The organism is Pseudomonas sp. AC242, from assembly GCF_979258655.1.
In genome coordinates this window covers 4,228,321-4,246,950 of the sequence record NZ_OZ409873.1, presented here as the reverse complement: position 1 = coordinate 4,246,950, position 18,630 = coordinate 4,228,321, and the positions used below count along the sequence as shown (strand labels likewise).

General features: G+C 58.2%; 9 protein-coding genes. 3 read left to right on the top strand and 6 right to left on the bottom strand.

Going from position 1 to position 18,630, the window contains the following annotated elements; genetic code table 11:
* Window positions 1-11 precede the first annotated feature (11 nt).
* From ACZZ0A_RS19055 to ACZZ0A_RS19045, 3 genes are read left to right on the top strand one after another with little or no spacing between them, the layout of a single operon-like run.
* Window positions 12-3,743 (top strand): Tc toxin subunit A, encoded by a 3,732-nt coding sequence (locus tag ACZZ0A_RS19055; protein WP_463543587.1) that lies wholly within the window; start codon window positions 12-14, stop codon window positions 3,741-3,743.
* Window positions 3,740-7,846: a Tc toxin subunit A-related protein gene (locus tag ACZZ0A_RS19050; protein ID WP_463543586.1), complete on the top strand. Its 4,107-nt coding sequence runs from the start codon at window positions 3,740-3,742 to the stop codon at window positions 7,844-7,846. Before ACZZ0A_RS19055 ends, ACZZ0A_RS19050 begins: the two co-directional genes overlap by 4 nt.
* The gene (locus ACZZ0A_RS19045; protein WP_463543585.1) at window positions 7,797-11,882 is read left to right on the top strand and encodes an Ig-like domain-containing protein; all 4,086 of its coding nucleotides are present in this window, start codon (window positions 7,797-7,799) and stop codon (window positions 11,880-11,882) included. Before ACZZ0A_RS19050 ends, ACZZ0A_RS19045 begins: the two co-directional genes overlap by 50 nt.
* On the opposite strand, the gene ACZZ0A_RS19040 is transcribed toward ACZZ0A_RS19045, so the two are convergent.
* The 6 genes from ACZZ0A_RS19040 to ACZZ0A_RS19015 are packed head-to-tail and all read right to left on the bottom strand — an operon-like array spanning window position 11,883 to window position 18,602.
* Window positions 11,883-13,214: a DUF58 domain-containing protein gene (locus tag ACZZ0A_RS19040; RefSeq protein WP_463543584.1), complete on the bottom strand. Its 1,332-nt coding sequence runs from the start codon at window positions 13,212-13,214 to the stop codon at window positions 11,883-11,885.
* Window positions 13,211-14,212 carry an AAA family ATPase gene (locus ACZZ0A_RS19035; RefSeq protein WP_007912781.1) on the bottom strand — a complete coding sequence of 334 codons (1,002 nt, stop codon included), beginning with the start codon at window positions 14,210-14,212 and terminating at the stop codon, window positions 13,211-13,213. Before ACZZ0A_RS19035 ends, ACZZ0A_RS19040 begins: the two co-directional genes overlap by 4 nt.
* Complete coding sequence (locus tag ACZZ0A_RS19030) at window positions 14,209-15,372, bottom strand: DUF4350 domain-containing protein (protein ID WP_007912780.1); 1,164 nt, start codon at window positions 15,370-15,372, stop codon at window positions 14,209-14,211. Before ACZZ0A_RS19030 ends, ACZZ0A_RS19035 begins: the two co-directional genes overlap by 4 nt.
* Entirely contained in the window at window positions 15,369-16,916 is a 1,548-nt protein-coding gene (locus tag ACZZ0A_RS19025; protein ID WP_007912779.1) for a DUF4129 domain-containing protein, read from the bottom strand. Before ACZZ0A_RS19025 ends, ACZZ0A_RS19030 begins: the two co-directional genes overlap by 4 nt.
* Window positions 16,903-17,880 (bottom strand): stage II sporulation protein M, encoded by a 978-nt coding sequence (locus ACZZ0A_RS19020; protein ID WP_007912778.1) that lies wholly within the window; start codon window positions 17,878-17,880, stop codon window positions 16,903-16,905. Before ACZZ0A_RS19020 ends, ACZZ0A_RS19025 begins: the two co-directional genes overlap by 14 nt.
* Window positions 17,877-18,602 carry an RDD family protein gene (locus ACZZ0A_RS19015; RefSeq protein ID WP_007912777.1) on the bottom strand — a complete coding sequence of 242 codons (726 nt, stop codon included), beginning with the start codon at window positions 18,600-18,602 and terminating at the stop codon, window positions 17,877-17,879. Before ACZZ0A_RS19015 ends, ACZZ0A_RS19020 begins: the two co-directional genes overlap by 4 nt.
* Between the last annotated feature and the right edge of the window lie 28 nt (window positions 18,603-18,630).

Here is an 18,630-nt window from a genome sequence, read left to right as displayed (position 1 = left end):
GGAAAGTGACCATGGCTGATTCACTCCGTCCCGCTGCGCAGTTGTTCATTCAACTGTTTGGTGCGCAAACGTCTTCTGCGCAAAACCGGCTTTCAACGCTCTGGAGTTACCTTGAGCAGGGGGGATCGTTTTTCCCTCTGGTCGAAAAGGGTCTTCCGGTACTGGTCGGCGAGTACGGACTTGAGCAGGAAGAGGCCCGGCGCTTTTTGCGTCGGGCCAACAGCCTGGCGACCTATGTGCGGCGTCGGTTTATTGAGCATCACGCGCAGTGGGACAAAGCCGGGTCGACAGGACCGTCCAGCGGTTTGATGTCGCTCTTTGACGGGCCGCAACTGGAGCGAATATTCGATCTGCAGTTGAGCGCCAAATGCCCTTCGGATTCTCTGGAGTCCATGTTCGGGCCTTCGGCGTATCTCGTCTTCCTGTATCGCTTGATTCGCGACTTGATCGAATCCGTTGGTGACGACACCAAGCTGCCATTGCATGAGCGTCGCACGGATTTGATGAATTTGACGGTCGACAGTAAAACGGTGAACGCGCCGGAGCCATCAGTCGACGTGATCGTACGCGTGCTACAGGCGTTCATCACTGCGAACACGAAAGTTCCAATTGAACAGGCATTGATCAACGCACGCTATCCCAACGGTCTGCCGTATTACCAACATTGGGACACGATTGATGGGGTTGCGGGTTTCAACGGACGATCAGTGGGGGATTTTGCCAACATTGTTGACGGGAAATTCCCCAACTTCTTGCACTCCGGGTCCCTGACCAGTCTTGCCGCTGCTGCCTTGGCTCATGCCTCTCGGCTTGGTCCGTACCAGCAGAAGTTGGTGACTGAAGAATACAAAAATTCCGAGGATATGTATCAGTTCTATCTGGAGAACTTTGGCACCGAAGACGTTGAGTATATGAATCTCAACCAGATATTTTATTTGGCTCAACGTACAAATCTTGTGGCCGAGGAGGTTACAAGTCTTTTTTCGGTTGGGGACTACGCGCCGCGGCGTTCGGACAATGTGGATTACCCCAGTAAACCCGACGTCCCGGAAGGCGGCCGATCCGGCTCGGTTTACATCAATGGTAACGCTCACCCCGCTATCGGTATCAGCGCGCAGTCAGGGACTAATCTTCATCGGATACTCGTTAATCCCAATAACCCAAAAGGCTTGAATACATTTGATCGGCTCAACCGCAAGTTACGCCTGGATAAATGGCTGAATCTGCCTCCTGAGCAGACTGACGCCTTGTTGGCGGCAGCGATCAGGGCTGAAGCACGTGGTGCCGAAAAACCTGAGGTTTGGGCGATTTCGGTAAACGTGATCCATGCATTGGGTCTGTTTCAGCGACTGCGTGAACGCTACAACTGCACGGCAGCAGATTTCGCCGTGTTCCTCGATGAACTGTCACTGTACGGTCGCGGTGATGCACTGTCGCAGTTCGATCAGGTCTTCAACAATCAGGACAATTATCGCAAACCGCTGAAACTCGACGACAAAGCGTTTGCGCTGATACCGACATCGGATCAAGACAATCTGACGGTCAGCCAGCTATGCAGTGGTTTGGGCATTGATCTTCAGACTTACCACTATCTGGCGTTGGCGATAGCCCAGGCTCATGATCTTACCGATGATCTGGTGCGCAGTTCGGCGGTCATCTCCAGTTTTTACCGTTTGGTAAAACTGCCCCGGCTGTTGAATATCACGCCGGTCGAAGGCGTGTTGATGCTCCGTGTGCTGGGCGGAGAAACCTGGCTCAAAGGGCTGGCAGGCAAGCCGCGTATTGTCGACGTGGCGGTTGATGACAGCCGCACTGACGCTACGCCGGGTGTGCTGAGCCTGATCGAAGCCATGCAGGCCTGTGTGCAATGGTGCGAGCAAAACAACATATCGGTGCTGTGGATGTTGCAGCACGTGAGTGCACCACTGCGTTTAAGCGAGTTCTCCCAGCAGGATCAGCAGTTCTTCGACAAGATCGGCGCCCTACTGCCCAGCGCGCGGTTGTCCGGTAATTCTTTTCTCCTGGCCGGTATTCCACCGGCCGGAGAAAGCGACTGGCTGGATTTACTCTCGATTGACAGTGAGGGGCTGGCGCCGGTTGTCGATGTCAATGGCCTGATACTGGCCACTGACCTGACGCCGGAAGATTATTTGGCCTTTGCCCGCGAGAAACTCGAATGGGCCGTCAGGAACGGCCTGGAGATTGAGGAAATCCAGGTCAGCGTCTTGGTCGAGATCATGCTCACCGTTCTTCTGCAGGCCAGAGACGCGCAGGTGTCGCTGGTCAGGGAATCGCTGGCAATCTACGCCGGCATCGAGGGCGAATTGGCCATTCTGGTGTTGGACTGGGTCGATGCCTCGGTATATCAACTGTTGCGCCAGGTGTATGACCGCACCGCCCTCGAATCGCCAGCGAGGGCGCGCAGGCGCGACGAACCTTCCGATCCGTTACTCGAGCTGCTGGCTGTTGTGCGTCAGCGCGCTGAAGTTGTTTCGACACTGGGCTTGAGTGCGGCATTGGTCCGGGACTATCTGGATTATGGATACGCCAAGTGGATCGACCAAATCACCATCATCGATCCCTCTGAAAAATTTGTGTTCTCGGTGCGCATACTTTACGCAATGACCACGCTGACTCGCGCGTTCAGTCTGAGCGAACAGCCGGAGCAGAAGTTGCTGGATTATCTGCGCCAGGTCCATTCATTACCTCCCATGCTCAGCGCCGATGCATTACGCGTGGTGCAGCAGGCCGCGGCCATCAAACTGGCTGAGTTCTTTGCCTGGAGCGCGCAGGAAGTCAGCGAATGTGTTCGCCATATCGATCCTGAAACCCAAGTGTTGAAAACCCTGGATCAACTGGATCTGCTGATGCGCGTTTATCAGTTGTCGATGCAGACCGGTATGGATGCGCGGACCATTTTGCGGATCGGTACCTTGCCGGAGACAATCGATGCCAGTGAGGACTACGCCCAGGCGGCTGAACTGGCTTTGCTGAGTCATACCCAGACGCGTGTGCCGGTCGTGCAAGCACCGGGCGAACTGAAGCAGTTGGTCCGGATGACTTGCACCGTAACGCCTACAGAAGTCTTCGCTGGTAAACCAGACGAGAAAGCGATCATTACGATGACGCTTACTGACGCCCGGGGCGCAGCGTTGAAAGGTGTCGCGGTTGACTGGCACTCCGAGCTAGGGACCATCAGCTTGGGTATCACCGATACCCAAGGAGTCCTCACGGCTGAGTATGTTCCGGGCAAAGTCTTGGGCACGGACAGTCTTTATTTTTCCATGAGCCTGCTCGAGCCTGAGTGGGCAGTGAGCATCAACGTCATTGCCGACGCCGAAAGCATGAATTTCCCGACATCGGAAATGTCTCCGGTGCCAACGGAGGTCGTGGAGCTTGGTAAGACAATCACACTTTTCGCCAAGATGGTGGATCAGTACGAAAATCCTGGGGCCAACATGCTGGTGGACTGGGCCTGGGAAGAAGGAACAGATCCCGAGAAAAGGCCAACGATCCGCCCGGCACAGGGTTTCACCGATCAGGACGGTAGAACCACGGTTTATATCACCAGCGCTTTCAGCGGTGAATTCGAAGTCGGTGTACGCAGCCTGGCAAGCGCGAAGGGGACTGTCTTCGAACCCATCAGGTTTGGGGTGTCGCAAGGCCGCAGCCACTCGCTAGGACAAGCGTCACCGCCTTCTGACAGTGACGCGGGAACCTCTTCCACGGAGCAAGGATCATGACATCGAACAACATTGGTCTGTTGCAGGAAAAACGTCGTACCGCGTTGCTTGATTATTGCATCGGGCAAGTAAGGGCGGAGCGTTACCCGCCTTTGCGGACTCCGGAGGACCTGTTCGAATTGCTACGCATCGACCCGCTGGACAGTGCTCGGGTGCAGACGTCGGGGGTGGCCGAAGCGATCAGTTGTGCGCAGCAATACATCAGTGCCGTGTACAACAAAATGGAGCCCGGTTTCGAAAACCACGAATTTCCCCCAGAGCAGTTGGAAAACTGGGCGCTGTACAACAACTACTCGGACTGGGCTGCGGTGCAGATGATCGCGCTCTACCCGGAAAACTACATCAATCCGTTTGTGCGTCAGCGCAAGACGGATCTGTTCAAGACCCTTGAAAACAATCTCAACCAGGCCCGTCTCAACACCGATTCGGTTCAGGCGGCGCTGCAGGATTACTTGCATGCCTTCGAGCAGATCTGCGATCTGGATGTCGTCAGTGGCTACATGAACGGCACAAACCCTGAGCGCGCCGATTATTATTTTGTCGGGCGTCAGCGGGTGCCGCCGTTCCAGTACTTCTGGCGCAAGGCACAAATCGAGATAACGCCCACTTGCCGCGCCGTCAACCCGGCGGCGTGGAGTGAATGGAAAGCGGTGGACATTCAACCCGCCGGGCGGGTGCTGGACATACGTCCGGTGATCTGGAACGGACGCCTGTGTCTGGTCTGGGCGGAGTGGCGGGACAAGGTCGGCGAGATCATCAAAACCGATCCTCCGGATCCCGATAAGGACGACAAATCCCGGTTCGTACCGCATCAGCTGGATATCAATGTGGCCTTCATGAGGCAGAACGGCCAGTGGTCGGCGCCTTTGAATTTACGCCATCGCGAGTTTGATGAGGATCTCTCTGCAGGTGCCCGGCTGATTGCAACTGTGTGGGTCGATCCTCAGATCCCCAAAGGCAAGCTGGGGGTATTGCTGGTCAACGATAAAACCGGCACAGGTGCCTTGAAAGAGATCGCGATCATCGATGTGCTGATGCGTCCCGTTACCGGGGACAGTGGTAACTGGCTTGAGCTGGCCAAGACGGATCGATTTGTTTCTGCCTTGACGGTTCAGCACCCCTTGGGTCTTGAAGTTAAGGTGGTGTCCACCGAGTCGCCGTCAGGCTCCATGGCCGCTTTTCTGGGGCTGAACGTCTTCGCCATGCGCGTGGATGACAACGACGTGCTGACGGTTGAGGGCTTTTGCAGGTCAACAGGGTTACCAGGCATCGAGAAGACTGCGTTTACCTTGCAGTTGGAACTTGCAACTGTTAACGACCCTGAACCTGTGAGAAGTGAGGTTGCAATCGCCGGCGATTGGACGATGCAGTTCTTGGGGACCTTCACTCGACCAAAAGGGGCTTGGAACAACGTCAGGTTCACTCTAAAGAATGATACTGAAGGCTTTGGCGGTAAACAGTTTGACCTGACGATTGGCGATCTCTCGGATTTCCTCGCGCCAACGCTGCTGAAAAACACCACGGATGCCGCCCAGTTCCTCGACTTTCAAATGGGCGCTGGCTGGGCGCTGCAATACGTTCGGCTCAATTCGCTGTTCGGTCCCGAGTTGGTCACACGCTCCACTGTCTCTCCAGCGACTCTGATTAATTGGGACTCCCAGCATCTGTCAGAGCCGCCGCCTGCCGGTGTTGATTTCGAGGAGCGCAATGGCGCTTTCGACGGTGCCAACGGGCTGTTTTTCTGGGAGCTGTTTTTCCACTTGCCGCATTTGATCGCGACACGCTTGCGTGATGAAGAGCGGTTTGCCGAAGCACAGACGTGGTTGCATTTCGTCTTCGATCCCCGGGCTAATGCCGACAGCAGCACGGTACCCGAGAAACCGAATTACTGGCGCTGCCGACCGTTGATCAACGATCTGGGCAATGTCGGCTGTGAAGCCGTGGCGCCCGCCGACCCGGACGCGATTGGATATTCAGCGCCTGTGCATTTGAGGCTGCTGATGTTCATCGAGTATGTGAAGAACCTCATGGCCTGGGGGGACTGGCATTACCGTCAACTGACCCGCGAAAGTCTGGTGGCGGCAAAGCTTTGCTATGTGCAAGCGGGATCATTGATGGGCAAACCGCCTCTGACTCAAACGGTGAACTTGTGGCAGACCGCGACGCTGAAGGACCTGTTGGCCCAAAGTTGCACCCGTACGGCACTGGAAACGTTCGAGCAGACATTGAATTACAGCCTGGCAGATGTTCCGGCCGGCTCCGATAGGGCTCCCATGCTGGGCATGTTGGGGTGTCCGCCGTTCAGGGCACCCATCAATGATGAGTTGTTCACTTGGTTCAACCAGCCGCAGGACCGCATGAACAACTTGCGCAACAACCTGACGATTGATGGCAAGCCCATGCTCCTGCCGTTGTTCAACCCACCGACCGACCCGAACCAATTGCTGCGCGCTCTGGCTGCAGGTGGTGTCGGGGGCGCCAGACCGATGGGCGGACGGCTGGTGGTGATTGCGTTTCGCTGGCGCGTGATCTTCGAGGTTGCCTTGCGTGCGGTGCAGGCCTTGCAGGATTACGGCAGCCAGGTACTCAATCTGCTTGAGCGGCGTGATCGTGCCGAGCAGGAAGAGCTGCAGCAAAACCATCTGGTGGAGTTGGGCAACTACGCCAAAACCGTACAGGAGCAATCCATCGCTCAGTTGGAAGCGAGCATGACGGCGCTTGAGCAGAGCCGGGCAGTGGCGCGGGAACGGGCTGATGCTTACGCAGCACGCTATGACGAAAACGTATCGGCTGTCGAATATCAGGTCATGGCAAACCTGGACCAGTCCAAAGAGCTGGCGCTGGCTGCCAAAATCCTCAAACCGGTAGGCGTGGCATTTGCGACCGCACCCAATATCTTCGGTATGGCGAACGGTGGTTTTCGGATCGACAAAGTTACGGATGCCATCTGCTTTGGCCTGGAAATCGCTTCGTCGATGCTGCAAATCGATGCCGACAAGCAAGCCACCACCGAAGGTTATCGCCGTCGCCGCAATGAATGGGGGCTGCAACGCGATCAGGCGCTGGCAGAAATCGCTGCCATCGATGCGCAGATCGTCGCGCAGAGCCATGCGATTGATGCGGCCAGAACCAACCTCGCGCAAACGCTGCGAGCTAACGCTCAGGCGTTGACGATGTACAACTATCTGAAAAAGCGCGCGACCAATGCCGAATTGTTCGGCTGGATGCTCGGCCAGCTCAAGGCTTTGCACTATCAGGCTTACGACGCGGTGGTCAGTCTGTGCCTCAGCGCACAAGCGGCGATGAGCGCCGAAACCGGCGATTACGATTCATATATTCCCTTGCCGCAGGTCTGGCAGGATCAACGCCACGGTTTGACCGCTGGCGAGCATCTGCGCGCGTATCTGCTGCGTATGGAGCATGAGTACCTGCAGCGCACCGAGCGACGAGTTGAAGTGGTAAAAACCATCTCCTTGCGTCGCCTGTTCAACGATGCAATAGACCCTCAGCTCGGCATCGGTAGTTGGGAGGCTGCATTGGCGCAATTGCTGGCGACCGGCTCGCTGGTGTTCAAACTCACCCAATTGCTGTTCGATCGGGATTATCCGGGACATTACTGTCGGCAGATCAGTTCGGTGGAAATGGACTTTGCAGTGTTGACGGGCCCATTCGAGGACGTGCGCGCGACCTTGCTGCAGATCGGCAGCATGACCACCAGCCGGGCTTCGGTGCAGTCAGTGCAGTACTTGCACAATCCTGATCCTGATGTAGTGGCCCCTTCCGATCTGCTGTTCAACTTGCGTCCGGGCCAGCAGATAGCCCTGTCTGTGGGGATTGCCGACAACGGCATGACGGCGGTGAAGCCAGATGAAGGTTTGCTCTATCCATTTGAAAATACCGGTGTGGTGTCCACCTGGGAGCTGAAATGGCCATGGCATAAAGAACCGCGACAGGAGGCCATGCTGCGCTCGATGAACGATTGCATCTTGCGCATTCGCTATTCGTCCAAGTGCGGAGATCAGTCGTTTACCGATTCGGTGAAGGAGTTGGTCAATGCAGCGCAAGAACGCCTGGCCGGCAAGGGAGTGCGCAATCATGAGTGATCCTGTCGTTCGGATGAATGAAAACCTGGTGTGCAACGGTGATTTCGAAGAAAGGTTCGAATGTTGGGCAAGGACGGGGACAGTTGTCATAGGCACAGCGTATTACGAAAACAAGCCTGTCAAGCACCTCAAAGCGCCGAAGGGCGCGGGGGTCACTCAGGACGTCACACTTCCCAGAGATCCCGATGGCAATGGTGCTTATTGGCTGAGTTTTCTATGGGAAAGCAGTTTCGGCCAATCAGGCTGGGTGAAGATTTCTCAGGGAGAAGCCGAGCATTACCGCATCGAACTCGAACCCGTCGGTAAACCTGATCTGGCACAACAGCGCGAGGGTTTCGGATCTGGGCCAGAGAGGCGATTCAGTCCGACCCTGCATGAGGTAGAACTGACATCGCCCATCTCAAGTTCAAAGCCACTGCGCATCGAAATATACAGCTCGACAGAGTCTTCGAGTCCATTTGGCGAACTCTGGGTTACACGCGTCAAAGTCGAGTTGAAACTCGCGCCACTTGAGTTGCAGGAAATTGAGCTGGACGGCATCTCGTTCCTGCCCTTGCGCAAAATGTACCTGTGTCAGGGCGCCAGCAGCGGCGGAGCTTTTGGCAGCGACGCATTGATCACGCCCCACATGCTCGGTTTTGTACCTGTGCCGGATAACCCTTGGGACGGCACCCAGGTCGCATTGAGCATCGACAATAACCCGCAGGGCGCGATTGTCGCGACGCCTGCCTGGGACACCCCGCAATTGCTGGACGAGCCATGGACGCTCGATTGCCCGCTGATCGATGATCAGGACTACGAATTCACCCTGAGCTTGCGCAACCGTTACACCGCGCAGGCCTACGAGATCCCCGTATCGCTGGGGCATCATCGACTGATTTTTCGTGAGGTGGTCGAGGCCGCTTACTACCCATTGATTGAGCAAAGTGTCCGTTTGGGGGTGCAAGTGGCGTCGTATTACACCGGCCAGCCATTTGCCGGGCTTACGGTGAACTGGGCGACCGCCGAGCGGGGGGTGTTGGCGGCGGCCGTTACTGATGAACAAGGTTGGGCCTACTTCTGTTATGAGGCGAAGGCAGCAGGGGACTTCGTTATCGAAGCCTCTGTGGTCAGCCTTTATTACGAGCAGGGTGTGTGGACTCAGACGTTTGACGTGCGGGTACTGGGAGAGGATCCGTGGGCACAGATGACTGTCTGTGAGAATAACGAAATCAGGGACTGGATTGATAACAGTTTTCCGAACCGGGGTTCTACCCATTCCATTGATGTAATGCTGGCGGCCAACAGTCCTCTGCGAGGCAGCGACTTCTATCTGCACTGGCACGGTGACAGGCATGAGCAACTGGGTGTCGTGGTCAGTCCGCCTCTGGAAACGGCAGTGCCCATGCCGATCGATGGTGAGGGCACTGCCTCGTGGAGGCTGAGTTGTGAAGACCGGCGCGACGGGATGTTCGAATTGTCACTGGTCTGCTCGAAGCTGTTGTTGCCGTCGCCCAGAAAGCGCATGTCGCTGGCGCGCAACAGGATCAAGATCAAAGAGGTACGCCAGGCCGAGAATAGTCCGGTAGTGGATGAGAACGGAGTTGCGTACCTGCGCTTGCAAGTGGTGCATGTTACTGATCAGGGGGACGGCGAGCCGGTAATCGGTGCGAAGATCGAGTGGCAAACCGACAAAGGCATTTTCCGCAGCCAAACGGGAAGCGCTGGTTGGGGGAGCCTGAAGTATTACACCAGAGAACCCGGGATTCACGCGATCACCGCGGCGGTCCGAGCGCATGAATCGGCCGAGTCGCATGAGTGCGAATTTAGCGTGACCGCGATTGCCAGGAGTTCTTGGAAAGACAAGGTCAACATAACATTTGATCGTGGTGAGATCGTCCTTAATCAAGGTTTTTTCTGCAAACGAGGTCTCACCCATTCCCTGGAGGTCACTGCCCTCGCCGGCAGTCCTCTTATCGGCCAGGAAATCACGCTGGCATGGGGCATTGACGAACCAGGCATCGGGCTGGTGGTGAGTGAACTTGGCGAGCCCAGGGTATTGCGGGCAGATGAACCGCTGATCTGGACTCTGAGTTCTGAATACGCCAAGAGCCGCAGCAGCATGTTCGGACTGCGGTTGCTGACTGATTCACTGGAAGATCGAGAGTTGCTCGGCCGCTTGTTTTCACCGGATATTGACGATGAGTTCACGCTTGTTCTGGATCAAATGAGCCCCGAACGAGGTCAGTCACTGTATCCCTGCCTGGGCGCCGTACACCGGTATATTTTTAGAACCCATGCGCTGAGTGCCCTTGTGGGTCTTACGATGGATTTGGAATGGATCGGAACTCCAGCATCAGAATTGGGCATCGTCCTCGACCCTCCTCCAAAGAGTACCAATGTTATTGATGAAAGTGGCATGACTTGGACATTGAATTGTTTGGCGAGTCGGGTTGCCGGAAGTTTTAGAGTTAATTTTATTGCGGAGCTTGGGGGCCGAACCGATTCAACCACGCTGCACTTGGGCCACAACAAACTCAGCATTGAAACCGTGCGTGAGTCTGCCGTTTTCCCGATCGTGGGTCAGGACCCGGCATGGATGTGGGCGAAGGTCCGTTCGGACTTCTCGGAAGATGCCATGGTTCAAGTACCAACGCAGTGGAAGGTTGATGGTCACTCTGAAGAACGTGTGACTGCTGACGATGGCTGGGCAGGCTTTGCGCATTGGGCAACCACAGGCGGATCGGCGACGGTTGAGGTGTCTGTCAGCAGTCCGTATGACAATGTTACAGATACACGTTCGATGGCGGTCTGTTCGCTGGCCGACGATCCGTGGGATCGATTGCTGTTCAGTATGGACGACGGGACTGCACAGCCTTTTGGCCAGGACACCGGTTTTGCGCGGCGTAAACAGACCCATAGAATCGATATAACTGCTCCGGAAGACACCTTCTTGTCCGGTAAAAGGTTGATGCTGGGCATGGTCGGCAGCGGGCCTGAGGCACTCGGTATTCGTTTTACTCAACCAGTACTCGGTTTGCCACGGACCTTCAGCCGCGAGGCGGGATTCACCGATTCCTTCATGGTCGATGACAAGCGTAACGGCAGTTTCGGCTTGTTTCTGGCCTGCGAAAGCCTGGCTCGATGGTCACCTGTCAATGCAATCTCGGTGGGTGAAGGCGCGCAAGTGGTGACGATCTCCGAGCGTTCGTGGGTTAGCCAGACCCTGTTCTGGGGCGAGGCTGTGTCCAGGCAGATCAGCGTTGTTTCGGCCATCAGCAGCAGGCCTCTGGCGGGGATGAATGTTGTCTGGCGCGCTCCGGATCTTGACGAGGTGACGACGACCACCAACTTCTACGGCGTGGCGCGGATCCGCTTTGTGCCCAAGACTCCCGGAGCGGCGCAGCTGACCGCGACGGTGGGGGACGCGCAGTATTCGGAATCGATTTCATTGCCGTATTTCCTGCACGAGCCGCGAGAGATCAAAGAGCTGGTCAGTGATGATTTGACCGGTTATCCGGGGCAAGAAATTTCAGCTCAGGCTTTGGTGGTTTCAGCCAATACCGGCGAGCCTTTGGCCAATGTCGAAGTGATGTGGGAGTACGACAACACATCTTTACCGGTAACACTGACGGGTGCCGATGGGATGGCAACGGCGCGCGTTGTCTTGGGCGCAGCAGGTGAGGCTTCGTTGTGGGCGTCGGTAAATGGCAGCTTGGCTGGCTGGGACGTGAAAGCGCTGTGGTTGACTGTCAATGAACGTCCAGCGACTGTGAAGTCCGTTGTCGCCTCGCCGAATCCGGCTTTCGTGAACGACTGGGTAAAAATGACTGCGTTGATCGTAGACATGGCTTCTGGAGAGCCGATATCGAAAAGGAAAATTCTTGTCTCCATTAACGGGAGGCCATTCATTGAGTCCAGTACAAATGGCAGCGGTGAATACGAAACCTCCTGGAGGGTGATGGATCTGTCGGAAACCGTTTCTCTTGACGTCATAGTCGAGAATCCCGACGGAACCTCAAGCAGCGGATCTGTGCTCGTGCGGATCAATAGATGATCAAAGCGCCGCACTTCTCTTCCAATTGAGATACTGCGTCACCAGTTCGGCCCCCAACTCCGCGGGCCGGACATCCACCACTGGAACGCCATGAGCGCTCAACCGCTCATGGAGTTCTGCTCGCTCATTCATGTAGTTCACCGTGCCGCAGTAAGCCAGTGCCTCGGGCAATGTTTGCACCGTGGTCTGACGTAACGTATCCAGCGTTTCTTCGCGCAGACTGGCGACCAGCACCCGATGCTGTGCGCTCAGGCGTTTGACCGCACTCAGCAGTTCCTCATCGTCCTCATCGCGCAGGTTGGTCACCAGCACCACCAGTGCCCGGCGTTTCTGGCGGCTCAGCAACTGATTGGCGGCGGCCTGAAAGTCGGCGGGGCGCTGCGTGCTGTCGAGGTCATAAACCGTGTTGAGCAGCACGTTCAGTTGCCCGCTGCCTTTGACCGGCGCGAGATGGCGTGGCTGATCGCAGGCGAAGGTACTCAAACCCACCGCATCGCCCTGACGCAGCGCCACATAACTGAGTAGCAGACAGGCATTGAGCGCATGGTCAAAGTGCGACAGCTCATCGTCCTGGCTGCGCATGCGGCGGCCGCAATCGAGCAGGAAGATAATCTGCTGGTCGCGCTCGTCCTGATATTCCCGGGCAATCGGTGTGCGTTGACGGGCCGTCGCTTTCCAGTCGATCTGACGCAGGCTGTCGCCTTCACGAAACTCGCGCAGTTGGTGAAATTCCAGGCCCTGACCGCGACGTTGCCGCTGGCGTACGCCGAGCTGGCTGAGCCAGTTGTCCACGGCCAGCAGCTCACCGCCGTAGAGCCGGGCGAAGTCGGGGTAGACGCGGGTCTGATCGCTGACCCTGAGCAAGCGTTTGCCTGACCATAATCCCAAGGGACTGGGCAGGTTGACTTCGCAGTGGGCAAAGCTGAAATGACCGCGTTGGAGCGGGCGCAGGCGATAGCCGAGCAGACTGCGCTGGCCGGGTTGCAATTCAATCGCCAGCGGCAGGTTTTCGAAACTCAAACCTTCTGGCGGGTGGTCGAACAGTTCAATGTGTATCGGCTCGCTGAAGTCATGTTCGATTTCCAGACGCACTTCACCCCAACGGCCTAGTGCCAGACTGCCGGGCATCTGTCGCGTGATGCGCGGTGTCGGCAGACGTTGCAGGCGTAGCGCATCCAGCGCCGCCAGAGCCAACAGCGCCAGCAGCAACCCCCAATTGATCGATACCAGGCTCGCCGGAGTTTCGATCTCCAGTGTGCGCAATGTGCCCAGCACAATACCGATGGTCAGCAGCAAGGCCAGCCAGATCAATAGCAGGCGCGAGGGTTTCACAGACGCGGCGCCGGAATCTGGTCGAGCAGTTGCTGGAGCACTTGATCTACTTGCAAACCTTCAATGTCCAACTCCGGGGCAATGCGTACACGATGGCGCAGCACGGCCAGCGCGCAGCCCTTGATGTCGTCGGGAATCACAAACTCACCGCCACGCAACAAGGCGCGGGCGCGGGCGCAACGCACCAGGGCAATCGACGCGCGCGGCCCGGCGCCAAGGGTCAGCCCCGGCCAGGTGCGCGTGCCCCGCGCCAGACGTACGGCGTAATCGAGGACCTGATCGTCCAGTGGCAGGTCACTGGCGATACGCTGCAAGGCTTGCACGTCCTTGGCTTGCAACACCGTGCGTAGCGGTTGCACATCAAGCATGTCAGCGCGGGTCGAACGGCAGACCTGACGCACCATGTTCAGCTCTTGATCGGCGTCGGGGTAGTCCATGCGTACCTTGAGCATGAACCGGTCGAGTTCGGCTTCCGGCAGGGGATAAGTGCCTTCCTGTTCGATCGGGTTCTGCGTGGCCAGGACCATGAACGGTTGCGCGATGGGCAGGGCACGACCTTCGAGTGTGACCTGACGTTCCTGCATCGCTTCGAGCAAGGCGGCCTGGGTTTTCGCCGGCGCACGGTTGATCTCGTCGGCCAGCAACAGGTTGGTGAACAACGGGCCTTTGCGCAGCTTGAACTGTTCGGTTTGCAGGTCGTACACAGCGTGGCCGGTGACGTCGCTGGGCATCAGGTCCGGTGTGAATTGAATCCGTGCAAACTCGCCACCGAAGCAGCGGGCCAATGCCCGCACCAGCAGGGTCTTGCCCAGCCCCGGCACGCCTTCAAGCAACACGTGACCACCGGCGATAAGTGCCGTCAGCACGTCGTCGATTACCTGGTTCTGGCCAATCAGCGCTTTCTGCAATTCGCCGCGCACCGCTTGTGCCAACTGGCTGGCACGCTGGCGTTGCTGGGCGGCGTGGCTGGCGCTGCCGGGCTCGATCTGTTCAGTCATAGCGTGTTCCTCAGGGTTTGCAGGTGGGCGACCTGGCGGCAGAAATCGGCGCTGGAAACCCGCCGGTTCGGCACCGGGCTCAGGGCCTGGCTGATAGCGCGGGTGGGTTGTCGGGTCAGGCGCGACAACGCCAGCCATTGTTCGGCAACGTTCAATTGGTCAAAGCCTGGATGGCGGCGGCGGGCGCGGCGCAGCACGTCCTGTTGCAGTGCTTGCAGCAGCGCCTGCTGGCCGTTGTGGCGTAACAGGAAATCGGCGCTGGCGCGCAGGTGTTCGTGCAATTGCCGACGCCCGCCTGGAGCGGGTAATTGCAGTGGGCCGTGGCGTACGCCGACGTGCCAGAGCCACAGGCCGATCAATGCGAGCAGGGCGATGATGGCTTGCGGGAAGTAGCGCCAGAGCAAGGTGAGCAGGCCATCATGCTCGGTGTTGTAGATCAACGTGACGTCGGTGTCGGCGCTCAAATACCAGAGCAGCCAGGCGTTGTCGTACTGGGCGATGGCTGCGGTTTTCCACAGATCGGCGTCGGTGACCACGGTAATCGTGCCCAGGCTGTAGGGCAGTTGCATCATGTGCGTGGCTTTGGCGCTGTTGGCCCAGGCTTGCGCAAGATTCTTCGGGTCCTCGAGGTGGAAGTCGGTGTCGAAGCCAGCGTAGGCCGGTGCGTCTTCGTCTTCCAGATAGAGTTTGGTCAGTTGCGGGAAGCGATCGGGTTCAGCGTCGGCGGGCAAGTCTTTCAGATCCTTGCTCAGCGATTGATGCAGTTGCACCTGATCGAGCAACAGGTCGTTGCTCTGTCTGGTTTGCTCATCCCACAGCGATTCGGCGACGAACACCAGACGCCCGCCGGCTCGCGTCCAGTTCAACACTTGATCGACCTGCCGCGGCGTCATTCGCGAGCGGTCGTTGAACAGCAGAAGCGTATGCCGGCGCGGATCGATATCGGGGAGCATCGCGAGGCTTTCGGCATGGCTGACGTTGAGGCCGCGCTCACGCAAAAACAGCTCGGCCGCCAGATAAGGATTGGCTTGCGCGGCGGGCGAGGGGCCGTGATCGACTGCTTCCTGATAAGGCTTGGCCTTGAGGACGAGGAAAACGCTCAGTGCGCCCAGCAGCAAGGCGATCAACGCAGCGACCCACCACAGTGTCCGGCGACTCAACGGGCGGCTCCGGGGCCGAACAAGGCGCGCCAGCCATCGCACAATTCCTGCTGCAGAGACGCCGCCGGCACGCGATGCCCGTAGGCCATGTTCTGCCAGTGGGTAGTCAGGTTGCGGCTGAACGCGAGCAGCTCGGGACGCTGCAATTGTTCAACGTGCGCCAGTACCTGGAGTTCGGTGTCGGCGGGTTTCAGCGTCAGGTCGAAATCGTGGAGCAGATGGCTGAGCAGTCCTCGATACAACAGGCCCAGTGCTGCGCGGGGTTGGCTTTGCCAGAGTTGTTCGGCGCTGGTGGCGATGTCGTCAGGCAACGCGTCGCGGTTCAAGTCCAGGCCAAAGGCTTGTTGCGGCACCGCACGTTTGGGCTTTGCGGGCAGTCTCGGGCGGCGGCTGACGAAGGCTTGGAGAAAATCGCGATAACGCCAGATCAGCCAGCCGATTGCAGCGATGACCGCCCCCCACAGCAACACTTCAATGAGCTTCGCCAGCACGTTGAGGTGTTGCCCGTCGAGCCAGCCCAACAGGCTTTTCAGCCACTGCGGCGCTTCACCCGGTGTTTGCGCTTTGGCCGGTTCTGCGGGGTCCTTGCCGAAGCGATAGCGGGTGACGAATTCCTTGTTCTTGAACGGCGGTTGCTCAAGCAGTGCCTTGATGCTGTCACGCGATGCCTGACTGGTCAGCGGCTGATTCAACAAGCGCGGTGTCTGTGGACCGTCATCGGGCTCGGCGGCCCAAACCCTGGGCACGTTCGGCACAATCAGACAGACTGCCAGCAGCAATCCCAACACACCGTTGTTCAGACGCTGACGCAAGCGGCGGAATACCAATTCGATGTCCCATGCTTCCAGTTGCGTGCGCCGGTTCAGATAAAGGCTGAAGCCGCAGGCGACGTAGACCGGTTCCCACACCACGAGCACCAGCGCATAGAAGACATTGGTCAGATGTTCCAGCCAGCGCCACTCGTTGTCCGCCGCGAGAACCAGTGACTGCCAGTCCCAATCCGTTTCGATCTGCTGCGGCAGCAACATGTAGAACAGCACCATCAGGCCGATCCACAACGCGGTTTCCAGATGCACGCCGATGATGGTCAGCCATTGCGCCGCGCCGGCGTTGCGTTGCAGCAGCACCTGCAGGCGTTGTTGCCGGGCGCTGCCGTCGAGGCCTTCGAGTTGCAGCACCGGCAATAGAAAGCTGCGGCTGAAACTCAGGCGGCGCCAGGTCAGGCTGGCCAGCAGTTGGGGTCTGAGCAGGCGCGGCCATTCGCGCAAGGCTTGTTTGAGCGTCGGCGTTTCGCCAAACAGCGCTTTCGACAGGATGTACAACGGCAGGCGTTCATACGCCGGTTTCAGCCACCAGAAGATAAACACCGCCAGTGATGGCGAATCCCACAGCAACAGGCTGAGCAAGGTGAACAGCGGCAGGGTGACGATCGCCCAACTGCTCATCAGCAGACGCCGATGTTGCTGGCTCATCAGCACACCAAGGTCCATGGCTTCCCAGGTTGTGCGCGGACGGATCACCACGGTGGCGTCACTCAGGCGCATGGCGGGTCCTTCCGGCGAACGACAGATAGATCGCAACCAAGGCCCAAAGTCCGGCCCCGACCAGATATTTTGTCAGCGGCGTGACGCTGGTTTTCGACGACCAATAGGCTTCGATAAACGCGGCAATCAGCAGGAACAACATCACCCCGCAGACCAGCAATACGCTCTTGCGCGCGGCCCGTTTCAGCGCTTCGCCGCGAGTCAGCCGTCCGGGTGCGATCAAGGCCCAGCCGAGTTCCAGGCCAGCCGCGCCAGCGAGGGCAATGGCGGTGAGTTCAAAGGCGCCGTGGGCGATGACGAATGACCAGAAAGTCTGGCCGAAACCGATCTCGCTCAGGTGCCCGGCCACCGCGCCGATGACCATGCCGTTGTAGAACAGAAAGAACGCACTGCCCACGCCCATCAGCAAACCGCTGGCAAAGGTCTGAAAGGCGATGCCGATGTTGTGCATCACGTAGTAACCGAACATCACCCAGTCTTCGCTGGCCGCGCGTTCGGCGGGGCGCCCGAGGTGGCCGGCGACCGGGTCGTACATGCCTTGCATTTCACGCACCTGATCGGCGGGGATCAGGTTGTAGACCAGCTCGGGAAACACATATACCAGCATGCCGACGCCGATCAGGCTGCCAAAGAACAGCAGGCTGGCAACCAGTACAAAGGGCCATTCGGCGCGCACCAGACGTGGAAAGTCAGCGAGAATGAAACTCAGCAGATTGGCACCGAGCCGGCTGCGGTGGCGGTACAGCTGTTGATGCCCGCGTAACACCTGTTGCTGCAATGAGTCGATGAGAAAACTGCTGTAACCGCGCTCCTGTGCCAGCGCAAGATGCTGGCAAAGCCTGCGATAGGCCTTGGGGAAACCGGCGACTTGTGAGGTGTCCTTGCCCCGTTCAAGGCGTTCGAGGGCCAGCGCAAAACGCTCCCATTCGTCCTTGTGGCGACTTTCGAAAAGGCTTTGCTTCATGTCGGGCCCAACAAGCCGCGAGCGATGCCGTTGAGTTCAGCGACAGCTTTGGGCGCAGAAATATGCAGGGGTTGGGCGAGCAGGGCCGCCAGTTCATTGACCCGCGCTGGCGATAACTCTCCTTGGCGCTCGGCGAAACCAAGCACGGCGCGTTGTTCGCTGAGGGTGAGTGGCACGGGTGAGCGCCGCGGTTCGGCGTCAGGCAATTGTGGACGGCTGAGCGGGCGTTCGCTGTAGATCACCAGCGTACCGGCAGCCATGTCACCGAGGCGTTTGAAGGTCGGGTGTTGCAGGCAACTGAGGGTGCCGAGAAAGTAGCCAAAAGGCAGCAGATCGACAAAGCGCAGCAAGTTTCGCAATAGCGACGCCGACCAGCCGATCGGTGTGCCGTCGTCGTGCACCACGCGCAGCCCCATCCATTGTTTACCCGGCGAGCGGCCCTGACGCAGCACTTCGAACAGCACCATGTACCACCAGCTGATTGCAAACAGCAGCAGCGAACCAAGACCCATGCCGAGCTTGCCGAGAAACGCCAGGGCAATGAAAAGCACGCCCATGATCACGCCGCGAATAACCAGATCGAGCGCAAAGGCCACGGCACGCACCATCAACCCGGCGGGACGCAATGGCAGGTCGATGCCTTCCGGCGTTTCGACCTGATGCCGCGTATCCAGCGGCGGGGCCAGCGGTGCTTTCCTTGGCGGTGCTGTGGGCTCGAGCATGGGCTACCTGATGTTCGCCTGTTCGGGG

Coding starts and splice junctions, on each gene's coding strand:
- ACZZ0A_RS19055 (WP_463543587.1), top strand. CDS start 12: ATGGCTGATTCACTCCGTCCCGCTGCGCAGTTGTTCATTCAACTGTTT.
- ACZZ0A_RS19050 (WP_463543586.1), top strand. CDS start 3,740: ATGACATCGAACAACATTGGTCTGTTGCAGGAAAAACGTCGTACCGCG.
- ACZZ0A_RS19045 (WP_463543585.1), top strand. CDS start 7,797: ATGCAGCGCAAGAACGCCTGGCCGGCAAGGGAGTGCGCAATCATGAGT.
- ACZZ0A_RS19035 (WP_007912781.1), bottom strand. CDS start 14,212: ATGACTGAACAGATCGAGCCCGGCAGCGCCAGCCACGCCGCCCAGCAA.
- ACZZ0A_RS19025 (WP_007912779.1), bottom strand. CDS start 16,916: ATGCGCCTGAGTGACGCCACCGTGGTGATCCGTCCGCGCACAACCTGG.
- ACZZ0A_RS19020 (WP_007912778.1), bottom strand. CDS start 17,880: ATGAAGCAAAGCCTTTTCGAAAGTCGCCACAAGGACGAATGGGAGCGT.
- ACZZ0A_RS19015 (WP_007912777.1), bottom strand. CDS start 18,602: ATGCTCGAGCCCACAGCACCGCCAAGGAAAGCACCGCTGGCCCCGCCG.